Below are 14,329 nucleotides of genomic sequence, written 5' to 3'. Positions count from 1 at the left end.
CGTGCGGGCTCAGTCGTGGCGCGACATGGAATCCGGCAGGTCGAGCTTTGCGACCTGCTCGGCGATCGGGTCGGTCGACAGGGGATGCATCTCGTTCTCGTGCTCGGCCGGCGCGCCGATCGGCTGCCACGCGCCGCCCTTGTAGATCTCGAGGGCGTCGAAGCGGGACTTGTAGCCCATCTTCGTCGATCCCGGCACCCAGTAGCCGAGATAGACGTAGGGAAGGCCCGCCTCGCGCGCGATCTCGACGTGGTCGAGGATCGCGTAGGTCCCCAGCGACCGTTGCGCTGCCGCGGGGTCGTAGAAGGAATAGACCATCGACAGCCCGTCCTCGAGCACGTCGGTCAGGCAGACGGCGGCCAGTTCCGAGGCGCCGGTCTCGGGGTCGGGGTGCGAGTACTCGACGACGCGGCTGCGGATCGGAGTCTCCTCGATCATCGCCGCGAACTCGAAGATGTCCATGTCGGCCATCCCGCCATCGGCGTGGCGACAGTCGAGATAGGCGCGGAACAGCTCGTACTGCGCTTCGGTCGCCCATGGTGCGTTCGCGGCGCGCGTCATCGCGGCGTTGCGGTTGATGATCTTGCGATGCGTACGGTTCGGCTTGAAATCCGCAACCCGGATCCGCGCCGACAGGCAGGCCGAGCACTCCGAGCAGGACGGGCGGTAGAGGACGTTCTGGCTACGTCGGAAACCCTGCCGCGACAGGGTATCGTTCAGAAGTTGAGCGTCGTCCCCTGAGAGCGCGGTGAACAGCTTCCGCTCGACCCGGTCCGGCAGGTACGGGCAAGTTTGAGGCGCCGTCACATAGAATTGCGGCGCGATGGGAAGGGTATGTCGCATGGGCCCTCGGAAAGCTCATCGAGCAGGACGGTAGCGCGACACTTCGGCTTCGCCAACCCCGCTCGTCACTACATGTCGAGGGCCGAGCGGTTGATTGCCGCGGAGCCGAGGACCAGGTCGCTCAGCCCCTGCTTCCGTGCGGTGCCGAGCATCAGCGCGCCCGAGAGCAACTGCAGCGGAAAGACCGCCCACGAGACCGTATAGCCCAGCGTGTGCAGCGCGGCCTGTGGCAGGTCGAAGCGCGCCCCGCTCGCGTCGCGAAGTTCGACGGACATCAGTCGCATCCCGGGCGTTCCCGACCATTTCGCGATCGAGACGGTGCGATAGGCGAAACCGACCATCACGTAGAAGACGGGGAAGTAGAAGATCGAGGTGAACAGCGTCAGCGGCGTCAGCAGAAGCGACAGGCTGGTGATCGCGATCACGTCCACCACCCAGGCGAGGCCGCGCTTGATGGCGGTGTCCTCGTAGAAGGCGGCGTCGCGATGGGGGTCGGGCAGTCCGAGGGCGGCGGTCATCATGTCCTCTCAAATAGGCGGTTGGCCCGCCCCTTGGAAGGGGCGGGCGATGGCTCAGGCGGCGTCCTTGTCCTCGTCGGACTTCGACTTGCCCTGTTCGGCCATGAACTGGTCGAACTCGGCCTTGTCGCGGGCCTCGCGCAGGCGCTTGAGGAAGCCTTCGAAGGCCGCCTGCTCCTCTTCCAGCCGGCGGATCGTCTCGGCGCGGTAGGCATCGAAGGCGGCGTTGCCGGTGGTCTGCTGGCGGAAGCTCATGCGGCGGCTCATCCCGCAGCCCTTGCCGGACAGCGAGAACTTGTTGGCCCAGAGCATGTAGGCCAGTAGCGCCAACCCGGCGGGCCAGACGAAGACGAAGCCAAGCACCATTGCGGCGATCCATCCCGCGCGGCCGCGGCGGTCGAGCCACCCCTCGACGCGGATCAGAGGGTTCTGGCGCTGGACGGGCGTGTCGGCGAAGCTGGTCATGTAATCCTCCTGGATGTTAATGCCTTTCACATCACATCAGATGGGAGGCCCGGATCGGGCCCGCAAGGGGCAATGTGAACGGCTTTTACATTTTTTCGTTGGTGGAGGCAAAATCCGCCACCTGCGCGCCGATGGCGGTGGACAACACGGCCGGGTCGGCGGGGAAGTTGTGCCGCGGCGTGCCGGCGGCACACCAGATCACGCTGAAATCCAGCAGCCGCCGGTCCATCCACGTGGGCGTCGGTCGCACATGACCGATCGGAGAGACTCCGCCGATGGCAAAGCCTGTTGCCTCGCGGATCGCCTGCGCATCGGCACGGTCGAGCGGCTCGCCGGCCAGGACGGCCGCCCTGTCGGTATCCACGCGCTGCCCGCCGGCGGTCAGGAACAGGTAGACCTGGCCCGTGTCGGTGCCGCGCAGGATGATGGACTTGCCGATCTGGTCCAGCGCCACGCCAAGCGCGTCGGCGGCCTCCTGGGCGGTGCGGGTCTGGGCCTCGACCTCCATCGGGGCGGGAAGGCCGAGATCGGCGAGGGCGCGGATGACACGTTTCAGGCTCTTGCTCATGGGCGTCGTGGTGCCCCGATCCGGCGGGCGGTGCAAGATGCTTGACCTTGGCGCGGCATACGCGATCTCTGGGACATGTCGTTCGCCACCCGCATCACCCGCGCGCCTGATCCCTTCGACCGCGACCGCGCGGATGAAGCGCTGTCCCTTCTGGGTGAACTGCCCGACACCCTTCGCGACCTGGTGGCGGGCGTCGCCGGGTGCAGCCCCTACCTGCAGCGCCTGATCGAGGCCGAGGCCGACTGGCTGCGAGAGGCGCTCGACTCCGAACCCGAAACCGCGCTGCACGAGATCCTGTCCGAGGCCAACACCGCCGAGGCCGCCGACCTCGGCGAGGCCCTGCGGCGGGCCAAGCGGCGCGTGGCCTTGCTCGTGGCGCTGTGCGACTGCGGCGGGGTGTGGTCGCTGGGTGACGTGACCGGCGCGCTGACCCGTCTGGCCGACCTCGCCACCGACCGCGCCTGGCGTCGCGAGATCGATGCCGAGATGAAGCGCGGCCGCCTGCCGGATACCGAAAGCGATGCGGGCGGCTTCGTCGCCCTCGCCATGGGGAAGATGGGCGCGTTCGAGCTGAACTATTCCTCGGATATCGACCTGATCTGCCTCTTCGACGAGGATGCCTACGCCACCGACGACGTTCATGCCGCGCGTTCCGCGCTCGTGAAGGCGACGCAGCGCGCCAGCCGCCTGCTGACCGAAACGACCGGCGGCGGCTATGTCTTCCGCACCGACCTGCGGCTGCGGCCAGATCCGGGGGTGACGCCCGTGTGCCTCGGGATGGCGGCGGCGCTGCGCTATTACGAGTCGCTCGGCCGCACGTGGGAGCGCGCCGCCCATATCAAGGCGCGGCCCTGCGCCGGGGACGTGCGCGCGGGCGAGCGCTACCTGGAAGAGCTTCGCCCCTTCGTCTGGCGCCGGCACCTGGACTTCGCCGCCATCCGCGACGCGCACGACATGCGGCTGCGGATCCGCGACCACAGGGGGCTGGGCGGGCCGATCCGCCTGGAAGGGCACGACATGAAGCTCGGCCGGGGCGGCATCCGCGAGATCGAGTTCTTCACCCAGACGCTTCAGATCATCGCCGGCGGGCGGGATGCCGGCCTGCGGGTGCGCGGGACGGTCGAAGGGCTGGGGCATCTGTCCGCCGCAGGCTGGGTGGACGACGACACCGCCCAGCAGTTGGCGATGGACTACGCGGCGCATCGCGAGGTCGAGCATCGCATCCAGATGATCGCCGACCAGCAGACCCATCTGCTGCCCGACGATGCCGAGGGGTTCGCCCGCCTCGCCGCGTTCGTCGGACGCCCCGAGGCCGACCTGCGCCGGGACATCGTCGAGCGGCTGGAGCGGGTCTCGGACCTGACCGAGACGTTCTTCGCCCCCTCGGAACCCGCCGCCACCGGCCCCGAGCTGACCGAGGAGCAGGCCGCCCTCGTCGAGGGCTGGCGCGGCGTGCCCGCTCTGCGGTCCGAGCGCGCGCTCGACATCTTCGACCGGATCAAGCCGATCCTTCTCAAGCGCCTGCTGGCGGGGCCGCGACCTGACCTGGCGCTGGTCCATTTCGACGGGTTCATCCGCGGGCTTCCGGCGGGGGTGCAGCTTTTCTCTCTGTTCGAGGCCAATCCCGAACTTCTGACCCTGATCGCCGACATCGCCGGCACCACCACGGAGTTGTCGGCGTATCTCAGCCGCAATGCCGGCGTGCTCGACGGGGTTCTCGGCGGTCACTTCTTCACCGACTGGCCCGGCGAGGACGAGCTGGCGCGGGAACTTTCGCGTCATCTCGCGGCCGAGACGGACTATGAGCGCCAGCTCGACGCTGCCCGCTCCTGGGCACGCGACTGGCATTTCCGCACCGGCGTGCACCACCTGCGCGGGCTGATCGACGGGGCCGAGGCCGGGCGGCAATACACGGACCTGGCCGACGCGGTGATCCGCGCGCTCTGGCCCGCCGTGATCGCCGAGTTCGGGGGCAAGCACGGCCCGCCGCCGGGGCGAGGGGCGATGGTGCTGGGCATGGGCTCGCTCGGGGCCAGGCACCTGACCGCGCGGTCGGACCTGGACCTGATCGTGATCTACGACGCCGCTGGCGAGGATCAGTCCGAGGGCCGCCGCCCGCTGCCCGCGCGGACCTATTACGCGCGCCTGACGCAGGCGCTGGTCACCGCGCTGAGCGCACCGACGGCGGCGGGCAAGCTCTACGAGGTGGACATGCGCCTGCGCCCCTCGGGCAAGCAGGGGCCGGTCGCGACCGCGCTGTCGGCCTTCGAGGCCTATCAGAGCGATCAGGCCTGGACGTGGGAGCATCTGGCGCTGACGCGGGCCCGCGGAATCGCCGGCGGCGCGGCGCTGATCGAGGACGTGGAGGCCGTCCGCCGCGCCGTGATCAGGGGCGACCATGACAGGTCCCAGATCGTCGCGGATGCCCGCACGATGCTCGACCGGCTGGCCGAGGCGAAGCCGGGCGGCCCCTGGGACATGAAGGCGGGGCCGGGGCACATGACCGAGATCGAGCTGGCCGCGCAGGCGATGGGCCTGCTGGCGTGCTCGGATGCGCGCGCACCGCTGGCGCAGCTCGACGCGGGCCTGGAGCGCGGCCTTCTGCCGGAGGAGACAGCCGCGAACCTGAGACGCGCCTACCTGCTCTTCAGCCGCGTGCAGGACGTCAAGCGCCTGCTGGTCGGCGACGCGTTCGACCCGGCCGACCTTGGCGCCGCCGGAGAAGAGATGCTACTGCGCGAAACCGGGTCCGAGGCGATCGGCGCGCTTTCCGACCGGATCGGCAACGAGGCGGATGCGGCGGCGCAGGCAGTGCGGGAGGTGCTCGATGGCGAAGGGTGAAGAGGCGGACCCGAAGGGGCTGATCGCCGAGAGCTTCCGCATCGACGGGATCACCGAGGCTGAATGCCGCTCGATCTTCCTCGACTGGGCCTTGTCGCTGCCCGCCGAGATGCCGGCCAACGAGGCCGCCGCGCGGCTTCTAGCGCTGCACCAGGGGCGACCGCGCGACCATCCGATGTGCGGTGTGCTGCGCGAGGCGCTGGTCGCCAGCCCCAAGCCCCGGCGGCGCGGAGGCTGGGCCGGGCGCCAGCGTGACAGCTAGGACCTGACGTGCGGTCGCGGTGCACTCGTCGCTTGCACCCGGCTGACCGGCGGCTAATGTCCCCGGGATTTGCTCGGAATCAGGCATGATTGAGAATTTCCTCGACCCCTCGGCCCCGGCCTTTCTGAGCTTCGCGATCGTGGTGGGGATGTTCGTCCTCTTCGCGCGCGAGACCTACCCGACCGAGGTGGTCGCCATCGGCGGCGCCGCCCTGATGTTCGCGACGGGCCTGCTGCCCTACGAGGCCGCGCTCGAGGTGCTGGCGAACCCCGCGCCGTGGACCATCGCGGCCATGTTCATCATCATGGGGGGCCTCGTGCGGACGGGGGCGCTGAACTATCTGACCGAGGTCGCCGACGCGCGGGCAGAGCGGCGGCCCATCCGCACCCTCGTGATCACCCTCGTCGCCGTGGCGCTGGGGTCGGCGGTGATGAACAACACGCCGGTCGTCGTGGTGATGATCCCGGTCTTCGTGCAACTGGCCAAGCGGATCGGCGTGCCGCCGTCGAAGGTGCTGATCCCGCTGTCATATGCCGCCATCCTGGGCGGCACGCTGACGCTGATCGGCACGTCCACCAACCTTCTGGTCGACGGCGTCGCGCGGTCGAACGGGCTCGAGGCGTTCTCGATCTTCGAAATCGCGCCGCTGGGGGCCATCCAGATCGCCGTGGGGGGCCTGTACCTGGCCTTCATCGGCAGGCGCCTGCTGCCCGAGCGGGCGTCCATCGGCACCATGCTGTCCGAGCGTCGCCGCATGAAGTATTTCACCGAGGTCGCGATCCCCGAGGGCTCGTCCCTGATCGGGGACAGCGTTCTGGGCGTCGAGGCATTCAAGCGCCAGGGCGGTCGCGTGGTCGACGTGCTGCGCGGCGACGCGTCGCTGCGGCGCGACCTGGGCTCGGTCGAGCTCGAGGCCGGCGACCGCGTGGTGCTGCGCACCGAGATGGCGGAACTTCTCAGCCTGCAGGAAAGGCGCGACCTGCGCAGTGTCGATCGCCTGTCCTCGGTCGAGACCGAGACGGTCGAGGTCCTGATCTCGCCGGGGTGCCGGATGATCGGCCGGTCGCTTGGGGCGATGCGCCTGCGCCGGCGCTACGGCGTCTACCCGCTGGCCGTCCATCGCCGGAACCAGAACGTGGGCCGCCAGCTAGAGGATATCGTCGTGCGGGTCGGTGACACGCTGCTTCTGGAAGGGGCGCCGGCGGATATCGAGAGGCTGGCGACAGACATGGACCTGCTCGACATGTCCCGCCCCCAGGCGCAGGCCTATCGTCGGCACAAGGCGCCCGTCGCCGTCGCGTCACTGATCGGCGTCGTGGTCCTGTCGGCGCTTGGCGTCGCCCCGATCCTGGGACTGGCCATCGTCGCGGTGGCAGTCATACTGCTGACCCGCTGCATCGATGCGGACGAGGCCTTCTCGTTCATCGAGGGCCAGTTGCTCGCGCTGATCTTCGCAATGCTCGCCGTGGGCGCGGGCCTTCAGGCGTCGGGCGCGGTCGAGTTGCTGGCGACCTGGCTTGCGCCATTTCTGACCAACCTGCCACCCATGGCGGTGGTCTTCGTCGTCTACGTCATGGCCTCGGTCCTGACCGAGATGGTGTCGAACAACGCGGTCGGCGTCATCCTGACCCCCATCGCCATCGGCATCGGAACGTCGCTGGGCTATGATCCGCGGGCGCTGGTGGTGGCGGTGATGTTCGCCGCCTCTTCGGCGTTCTCGACGCCGATCGGCTACCAGACCAACATGCTGGTCTTCGGCCCCGGCGGCTACAAGTTCACCGACTACCTCAAGGTGGGGATCCCCATGAACCTGCTTCTGGCGTGCTCGGCCAGCGTCTTCATCCCGCTCATCTGGCCCCTGTGATGACCCGCGCCCTTCTGCTTTTGCCGCTGCTGGCCGCCTGCGCCGCACCCGTGGTGGCGGACCGGCCGATCGCACCGCGCGAGGTGACGCTCTATCGCGATACGGTGACCGCGCAGATGACGGATGGGGCGCTTTGCACCTCGGTGCGCGGCGCATCGTCGGGTCCGTGGAGCGGGGCCTTCCGCGGCTGTCCCCATACCTGGCCGGTCGAGGTGCGCCGGCCGACGACGCGTCCGCGCCTGCCGTTGGCTCCCGTCGCGCAGGACCCGTGGGTCGTGCTGACTGCTCCGAATGGCGCGCAAGGGTTCGGCCCGCGGGGCTGAGGCCAGAGAAAATCCCGCCCGGGGCCAGGCGGCAAGGCTTGAACGCCAGCCCTCTGGTGCTTTATATCCCGCGCGATCCAGGGGACATCGGGGAGCACGTCATCATGGCCGGCCATTCCAAATGGGCGAATATCCAGCATCGCAAGGGACGTCAGGACGCGGCGCGCTCCAAGCTGTTCTCGAAGCTGGCGAAGGAGATCACCGTCGCCGCCAAGATGGGCGACCCCGACCCCGAAAAGAACCCGCGCCTGCGCCTCGCGGTGAAGGAAGCGAAGTCGAGCTCGGTCCCCAAGGACGTGATCGACCGCGCCATCAAGAAGTCGCAGGGCGGTGACGCCGAGAACTACGAAGAGATCCGCTACGAAGGCTACGGTCCCGGCGGCGTGGCCGTCATCGTCGAAGCGATGACCGACAACCGCAACCGCACCGCGTCGACCGTTCGCTCGACCTTCGGCAAGAACGGCGGCAACCTGGGCGAGACCGGGAGCGTGTCGTTCATGTTCGACCGCAAGGGGCAGGTGATCTACTCGGCCAAGGCCGGAAGCTCGGACGACGTGATGATGGCCGCGATCGAGGCCGGCGCCGAGGACGTGGAAAGCTCGGACGAGGCGCATGTGATCTGGTGCGATGCGACGGACCTCAACGAGGTTGCCACCGCGCTGGAAGAGCAGCTGGGCGAGTCCGACTCTACCAAGCTGGTGTGGCGCCCGCAGACGACGACCGAGCTCGACCTCGAGGGCATGCAGAAGCTGATGAAGCTGATGGATGCGCTCGAGGATGACGACGACGTGCAGAACGTCACCGCCAATTTCGAGACGTCGGACGAGGTCATGGCCGAGCTCTGAGGCCTATTTCAGCTGGCTGTCCTTCGATCCGCGGCGGTTGAACCCCGCCGCGGGGCGGCGGGCGCCGTCACGCTCGGACTGGCAGTCGATGCAAAGCTGCACGCCGGGGATCGCCACGCGGCGCTTTTCAGGGATCGGTTCGTCGCATTCGGCGCAGGTCTCGCGCGAGGGACGGTCGCCGGACCTGCGCAGTGCCTTCATCCGATTCAACTCGTCGTCGATCGACGCCTCGATCTGCTCGCTCACCGCGCCGTCGCGGGTCCAGCCACCTGCCATGATCCGTCCTCCTTTCCGCAAGATCTAGGAGGCCACGGAGAAGATTACAGCCCCCGCGCTCTGGACGAGTCCGGGGACCGATCCTAAGCAGAGGCATGACGTCGCTTCTGTCGGGCTTCGCGCTCGGATTCTCCCTCATCCTGGCCATCGGTGCGCAGAACGCCTTCGTTCTGCGGCAGGGCCTGCGCCGTGCCCATGTGCTGCCCGTGGTCCTGACCTGCGCGGTGTCGGACGCGGCTCTGATCACGGCGGGGGTCGCCGGCTTCGGCTGGCTGGTCGAGGCGGCGCCGTGGATCGCGCCGGTCTTCACCTTCGGGGGTGCCGCATTCCTGATCGCCTACGGCACTATCTCCCTGCGCTCCGCATGGCGGGGCGGGCAGGCGCTGGAGGCGGCGGACGAGCGGGCAGGGGACCTTTCCCGCGCGGTGGCGACCTGCCTCGCGCTGACCTGGCTGAACCCGCATGTCTACCTGGACACGGTGGTGCTGCTCGGCTCGATCTCGAGCCAGTCGCCCTGGCCGTTCGGCTTCGGAGTCGGGGCGGTCACGGCATCGTTCGTGTTTTTCTTCGCCCTTGGTTACGGCGCGCGGCTTCTGTCGCCGCTTTTCGCCAAACCGTCGGCCTGGCGTTGGCTGGACGTCATCGTGGGGCTGACCATGCTGGCGCTGGCCCTGAAGCTGGTGGCCTCGTGAAGCCGCTGGCCGGGTTCTTCTGGATGGTGGTAACAGGGTTCCTCTTCGTCGGAGTGACCGCCACCGTCAAGCACTTGGGCGGCCGCGTCCCCGCGGCCGAGGCCGCGTTCCTGCGCTACCTGCTGGGCTTGGTGTTCCTGCTGCCGCTGCTGGGCGCGATCCGCCGCGCACGGCTGGACAAGCGGCGGCTCGGGCTCTTCGCGTTGCGTGGTGCGATCCACGCGGTCGGCGTGATCCTGTGGTTCTTCGCCATGACCCGCATCCCGATCGCCGAGGTCACGGCACTGAACTACCTGTCGCCCGTCTACATCACCATCCTGGCGGCCGTATTCCTGAACGAGAAATTCTCGTGGGCGCGGGGCGGCGCCATCGCAGCGGCCCTGATCGGCGTGGTGCTGATCCTGCGTCCCGGCTTTCGCGAGGTCGGGCCGGGTCACCTGGCGATGATGGGCACGGCGCTGTTGTTCGCCTGTTCCTACATGATCGCGAAGGTCATGTCGGACGAGGTCGCGCCCGCGGTCGTCGTCGCCATGCTGTCGGTCTGGACGACGCTGGGCCTCGCACCCGCCGCCATCGCGGTCTGGGTCTGGCCGACATGGGACGAGCTTGGCTGGCTGTTCCTCGTCGCCACGCTCGCCACGACCGGGCACCTGACGATGACGCTGGCCTTCAAGTCCGCGCCGATCAGCGTCACGCAGCCGGTGACCTTCCTGCAGCTCGTCTGGGCCACGATTCTCGGCTGGGCGGTGTTCGGCGAAGGGGTCGACGCCTTCGTGCTGGCGGGCGGCACGATCATCGTCGGATCGGTCGTCATCATCTCGATCCGCGAGGCGCGGCGGCGGCCGAAGACGCCGCCGGTCGCGCCCTGACCGATCAGGCGGTGCAGACCGACACGAGGGATTCGTAGCGCTGCACGACCCAGCCCGGCGCGTCCTGGGGCAGCGTCTCGTTGATCGACTCTTCCGAGCGGGCGAAGACGTTCGCGGTGCGTGAGTTCTCGATCGACGGGATCGGGTCCGTCACTGCGACCCGGTCGTAGACGACGAACGCCACGGCCACCAACAGCACGCCCCGGGCAACGCCGAAGACGAAGCCCAGGCCCCGGTCGATGGGGCCGAGCGCGGAATCCTGAACTGCGCCGGACAAAAGCGGCGTGAAGATCGACACCACCACCAGCATCACGGCAAAGACCGCCGCGAAGGCGAAGATGATCGACAGCTCGCAACTATCGGCGAGGTAGCGGTTGATGTAGGGAATTTCCTGCACCAGCGGCTGGGCGGCGGCGGCGAAGGCAAAGGCCGCGATGGCGGCAACGATCCAGCCGGCGATGGCCATGCCCTCGCGCACGAAGCCGCGAGAATAAGCCAGAATCGCCGAGACCACGAGGATCAGCGCGACGATCCCGTCCACGATGGTGAAGCCGTCCATACAGTCATTCTCCTAGCCGGCGCCGAATATGTCACCGACGAGACCCGCAAGATCGGAATACTGGCGCAGGGCCATGTCCTCTCCGGCGAGGGCCTTCGTCTGGGCCGGCGCGATCGCGGTGGAGAAACCAAGTTTGCTCGCCTCTTTCAACCTGTTTTCCGCCTGCCCGGCGGGGCGTAGCGCACCCGACAGGCTAATCTCGCCGAAGACGACCGATTGCGGCGGAAGGGCCACATCCTCGCGCGCCGACAAAAGCGCCGCGGCGACGGCCAGATCCGCCGCGGGTTCGCGCACGCGAAGGCCGCCCGCGACGTTGAGATAGACGTCGAGCCCCGAGAACGGGATCGCACAACGCGCTTCGAGCACGGCAAGGATCATCGCCAGCCGCCCGCTGTCAAGGCCCACGGTCGACCGTCGCGGCTGGCTGTGCGGGCTGGGGGCGACCAGCGCCTGGATCTCGCACAGGACGGGGCGCGAGCCTTCGATGCCGGCAAAGACCGCCGCACCGGGCTGCGGCTGCTCGCGGTCTCCGAGGAACAGGGCCGAGGGGTTGGCGACCTCGGCCAGCCCGTCGCCCGTCATCTCGAACACGCCGATCTCGTCGGCGGGGCCGAAGCGGTTCTTGACCGCGCGCAGGATGCGGAACTGGTGGCCGCGCTCACCCTCGAAATAGAGGACCGTGTCGACCATGTGCTCGACCACGCGGGGGCCGGCGATCTGGCCCTCCTTGGTGACGTGGCCGACAAGGACCACGGCGATCCCGTGCTGCTTTGCGAAACGCGTCAATTCATGCGAGGCGGCGCGCACCTGGCTGACCGAGCCGGGCGAGGCCTCGACATTGTCGGCCCACATGGTCTGGATCGAGTCGATTATTGCGAGGTCCGGCTTTTCCGCCTCGAGCGTGGTCAGGATGTTGCGCAGGTTGGTCTCGGCCGCGAGCTTCACCGGCGCATCCTTCAACCCCAGCCGCTGCGCCCGCATGCGGACCTGCGCCGACGCCTCCTCGCCCGAGACGTAGATGCAGGACGTGCCCGCGCGCGCGAAACTGGCGGCAGCCTGCAGCAGCAGGGTGGACTTGCCGATCCCGGGATCGCCGCCGACAAGGATCGCCGAGGCCGGCACCAGGCCGCCGCCCAGCACGCGGTCAAGCTCGGCGATGCCGCTGGCGGCGCGGGGCGGGGGGGCCTCTTCGCTCGACAGGTCGGTCAGTGCCATGCCCTTGCCGCGCTTCGTGCCGAGCGACTTGGCGGCCGGCCCGGCCGAGAGCGGCTGCTCTTCGACGATGGTGTTCCAGGCACCGCACGCATCGCAGCGGCCCGACCATTTGGAATAGGTCGCGCCGCAGGACTGGCACACGAAGGAGAGGGGAGGTTTCGCCATGGCGCCCTTCTGCCCCGCGCGCGGGGCAGGGGCAAGTTACTCGGCCGCAGTCGCGTGGGGCATCGAGATGACGTTGCCAGGGGTCCGGGTGCGCGAGAAGCCGAGTTCGCCCAGCAGTCCACCGAACTCTTCCTCGAGCGCGTGGAGGCGGTTCTCCATCGCGGCCTCTTCGACCTCGACAGCCTCCTTCTGGCGGCGCAGTTCGCGGCTGACCGACAGGGCGCGGTCGATCTTGTCCTCGAACAGGGCGATCTCTTCCTCGCGATGCTTTAGGAAGCCGCGGGCCCGCGAGACGTTCTCGTCCGAGTAGATCTCGGCCAGTTCGCGGCTGGCATAGGACATCTCGGCCGCAGCCTCGAGGATCTCGGGCTCGAGCTCGCGCAGGTCGGGATGGCTGCGCAAGTACATGATCCGTTCCTTCACCGCGTCGTACTCGGTGCCGAGGTTGAAGACGCCCTCGCGATCGGCGGCGTGGCAGAACTGGTAGGCCTCGGCCACGTCGGACATGCACATCGAGAAGTCCCTGTGCGAGTTCTCGAGACGGCTTACGCGGAAGCCCGACGGCAGCGTGCTGCAGATCGCGACCAGCAGCACGATGGCCCCGACCTGAATAGCGGCGCCAGCTTGTGGATAGATCACTTCGCCAAATTGCAAGGGCAAAGTCAGCATGGGCAGGAAGCCAAGAAACCCGGCGATCGTGGCCGCGAATGCGGCAATGGTGACGACTAGAAGGATTCCAGCGGAAACCCACTGGAAATAAGCCGATATCGGCACGTATGACATTCGGCGCGACTGCATCTCTCACTTTCCCCCGTGGTATACATCGGCGACATTCCGCTTTCCACGCTAATACGAAGGCGCGGCGTTTGGTTCCCAAAAGCGCGGAACAGGGCCGAATCGGGGCGATCTCTTAGAGTTTGCAGAATAGTGTGGCAGGACTGCACAAGCCGTCAGATGTAGGAGCGTCGATACCGGGGCCCGAGGCTCGTGAGGATCTCGTAGCCGATGGTCTCGGCTGCGTCGGCAAGATCGTCGACACTTTGCTGCGGGCCGAGAATGTCGAGCGCCTCCGGGACCTCCGGCAGGTGGCTGACATCGACCGTCAGCAGATCCATGGAAACCCGTCCCACAAGGGGGCAGGGCACGTCGCCGTGGAACAGCACCGCCTCGTTTCCCATCGCCCGGATCAGCCCGTCGGCATATCCTGCCGACAAGGTCGCGACCCTCGTGGGGGTATCGGCCAGCCACGATCCGCCGTAGCCGACGATTTCCCCGGCAGCAATTTCGCGCACCTGGATGACGGGGATTGACAGGCCCACGACCGGCGCCGCGTCGGAGAATGGAAGGCCACCATAGAGGCCGATCCCTGGACGGGTCACATCAAAGTGAAATTCGGGTCCCATCAGGATGCCCCCGGTCGCCGACAGCGACAGAGGCACCGCAACGCCCTCCGTCATCTCGCGGAAGGTCGCAAGCTGGCGGTGGTTCATCGGGTCGGACGGATCATCGGCGCAAGCGAGGTGGCTCATCACGAGGGCAGGGTTCTGCCCCAGGATGACCTCTCGGACCGCGGACCATTCCACAGGCTCCAGTCCCAGCCTGTTCATGCCACTGTCGAGCTGCACGCCGAACGGGTGTCCGGGCAGGCTCTCGAAGTGGCGGGTAAGCTGCTCGATCGAGTTCAGAATGGGAACCAGCCCCTGCGCCGCGATCATTTCGGCGTCGCCGGGCATATGGCCAGAAAAGACGCAGATCTCCCGTTCCGGCCCAACCGTTTCCCTGATCGCCGCGCCCTCTTCGGCCACCGCAACGAAGAAGCGCCTTGCGCCTGCATCCAGAAGCGTTCGGGCGACCTGTCTCGCCCCTAGCCCGTAGCCGTCGGCCTTGACGACAGCGGCCGTCTCGACAGACGGCGCAGAAAGAGCGTCGAGCGCGCGCCAATTTGCGGCGAGCGCGGCGAGGTCGATGGTAAGATGCGCTGTTCCCATGCACCCGCAGGTGCAGCCTGGGACACGCGGGGTCAA

At 68.0% G+C, this 14,329-nt stretch carries 16 protein-coding genes; 7 read left to right on the top strand and 9 right to left on the bottom strand.

The window, feature by feature from the left end:
• Nucleotides 1-9: 9 nt before the first annotated feature.
• The 4 genes from PAM7066_RS01785 to PAM7066_RS01770 form a co-directional block, all read right to left on the bottom strand.
• The gene (locus tag PAM7066_RS01785; RefSeq protein ID WP_085852396.1) at nucleotides 10-843 is read right to left on the bottom strand and encodes an arginyltransferase; all 834 of its coding nucleotides are present in this window, start codon (nucleotides 841-843) and stop codon (nucleotides 10-12) included.
• Nucleotides 844-911: 68 nt separating this feature from the next.
• Nucleotides 912-1,361 (bottom strand): RDD family protein, encoded by a 450-nt coding sequence (locus tag PAM7066_RS01780; protein WP_090928675.1) that lies wholly within the window; start codon nucleotides 1,359-1,361, stop codon nucleotides 912-914.
• A 54-nt stretch (nucleotides 1,362-1,415) separates the two neighbouring features.
• Nucleotides 1,416-1,826 (bottom strand): DUF2852 domain-containing protein, encoded by a 411-nt coding sequence (locus PAM7066_RS01775; RefSeq protein WP_085852394.1) that lies wholly within the window; start codon nucleotides 1,824-1,826, stop codon nucleotides 1,416-1,418.
• 85 nt (nucleotides 1,827-1,911) lie between these two features.
• Nucleotides 1,912-2,394 (bottom strand): YbaK/EbsC family protein, encoded by a 483-nt coding sequence (locus PAM7066_RS01770; RefSeq protein ID WP_085852393.1) that lies wholly within the window; start codon nucleotides 2,392-2,394, stop codon nucleotides 1,912-1,914.
• A 75-nt stretch (nucleotides 2,395-2,469) separates the two neighbouring features.
• Here PAM7066_RS01770 and PAM7066_RS01765 point away from each other — a divergent pair, with 75 nt between their 5' ends.
• From PAM7066_RS01765 to PAM7066_RS01745, 5 genes are all read left to right on the top strand, one after another.
• The gene (locus PAM7066_RS01765; RefSeq protein ID WP_085852392.1) at nucleotides 2,470-5,235 is read left to right on the top strand and encodes a [protein-PII] uridylyltransferase family protein; all 2,766 of its coding nucleotides are present in this window, start codon (nucleotides 2,470-2,472) and stop codon (nucleotides 5,233-5,235) included.
• A complete protein-coding gene (locus PAM7066_RS01760) occupies nucleotides 5,222-5,497 on the top strand; it encodes a hypothetical protein (RefSeq protein WP_085852391.1) in 276 nt (91 codons plus the stop codon). Before PAM7066_RS01765 ends, PAM7066_RS01760 begins: the two co-directional genes overlap by 14 nt.
• 85 nt (nucleotides 5,498-5,582) lie before the next feature.
• Nucleotides 5,583-7,361 carry an SLC13 family permease gene (locus tag PAM7066_RS01755; protein WP_085852390.1) on the top strand — a complete coding sequence of 593 codons (1,779 nt, stop codon included), beginning with the start codon at nucleotides 5,583-5,585 and terminating at the stop codon, nucleotides 7,359-7,361.
• Complete coding sequence (locus PAM7066_RS01750) at nucleotides 7,361-7,684, top strand: hypothetical protein (RefSeq protein WP_085852389.1); 324 nt, start codon at nucleotides 7,361-7,363, stop codon at nucleotides 7,682-7,684. The genes PAM7066_RS01755 and PAM7066_RS01750 overlap by 1 nt, the downstream gene beginning before the upstream one ends.
• Nucleotides 7,685-7,788: 104 nt before the next feature.
• Nucleotides 7,789-8,529 (top strand): YebC/PmpR family DNA-binding transcriptional regulator, encoded by a 741-nt coding sequence (locus PAM7066_RS01745; protein ID WP_085852780.1) that lies wholly within the window; start codon nucleotides 7,789-7,791, stop codon nucleotides 8,527-8,529.
• Nucleotides 8,530-8,532: 3 nt separating this feature from the next.
• On the opposite strand, the gene PAM7066_RS01740 is transcribed toward PAM7066_RS01745, so the two are convergent.
• Nucleotides 8,533-8,805, bottom strand: coding sequence for a DksA/TraR family C4-type zinc finger protein (locus PAM7066_RS01740; RefSeq protein WP_085852388.1), 273 nt, complete (start codon nucleotides 8,803-8,805; stop codon nucleotides 8,533-8,535).
• A gap of 95 nt (nucleotides 8,806-8,900) precedes the next feature.
• Between PAM7066_RS01740 and PAM7066_RS01735 the strand changes: the two genes are divergently transcribed.
• Complete coding sequence (locus PAM7066_RS01735; RefSeq protein WP_085852387.1) at nucleotides 8,901-9,497, top strand: LysE/ArgO family amino acid transporter; 597 nt, start codon at nucleotides 8,901-8,903, stop codon at nucleotides 9,495-9,497.
• The gene (locus tag PAM7066_RS01730; RefSeq protein ID WP_276326052.1) at nucleotides 9,494-10,366 is read left to right on the top strand and encodes a DMT family transporter; all 873 of its coding nucleotides are present in this window, start codon (nucleotides 9,494-9,496) and stop codon (nucleotides 10,364-10,366) included. The genes PAM7066_RS01735 and PAM7066_RS01730 overlap by 4 nt, the downstream gene beginning before the upstream one ends.
• 4 nt (nucleotides 10,367-10,370) lie before the next feature.
• On the opposite strand, the gene PAM7066_RS01725 is transcribed toward PAM7066_RS01730, so the two are convergent.
• From PAM7066_RS01725 to alr, 4 genes are all read right to left on the bottom strand, one after another.
• Nucleotides 10,371-10,925, bottom strand: a complete 555-nt coding sequence (locus PAM7066_RS01725) for a CvpA family protein (protein WP_085852386.1) — start codon at nucleotides 10,923-10,925, stop codon at nucleotides 10,371-10,373.
• Between the two features lie 12 nt (nucleotides 10,926-10,937).
• On the bottom strand, nucleotides 10,938-12,305 hold the full coding sequence (gene radA / locus PAM7066_RS01720) for a DNA repair protein RadA (RefSeq protein WP_085852385.1): 1,368 nt from the start codon (nucleotides 12,303-12,305) through the stop codon (nucleotides 10,938-10,940).
• A 36-nt stretch (nucleotides 12,306-12,341) separates the two neighbouring features.
• Nucleotides 12,342-12,974 carry a DNA repair protein gene (locus tag PAM7066_RS01715; RefSeq protein WP_139214931.1) on the bottom strand — a complete coding sequence of 211 codons (633 nt, stop codon included), beginning with the start codon at nucleotides 12,972-12,974 and terminating at the stop codon, nucleotides 12,342-12,344.
• Between the two features lie 281 nt (nucleotides 12,975-13,255).
• Nucleotides 13,256-14,293 (bottom strand): alanine racemase, encoded by a 1,038-nt coding sequence (gene alr / locus PAM7066_RS01710; protein ID WP_085852383.1) that lies wholly within the window; start codon nucleotides 14,291-14,293, stop codon nucleotides 13,256-13,258.
• Nucleotides 14,294-14,329: the final 36 nt, after the last annotated feature.

This window comes from Palleronia marisminoris, assembly GCF_900172315.1.
In the GTDB taxonomy this organism is placed as follows: Bacteria; Pseudomonadota; Alphaproteobacteria; order Rhodobacterales; family Rhodobacteraceae; genus Palleronia; species Palleronia marisminoris.
Note: the sequence above shows the minus strand (reverse complement) of the source record. Positions and strands in the feature narration are given on the sequence as shown.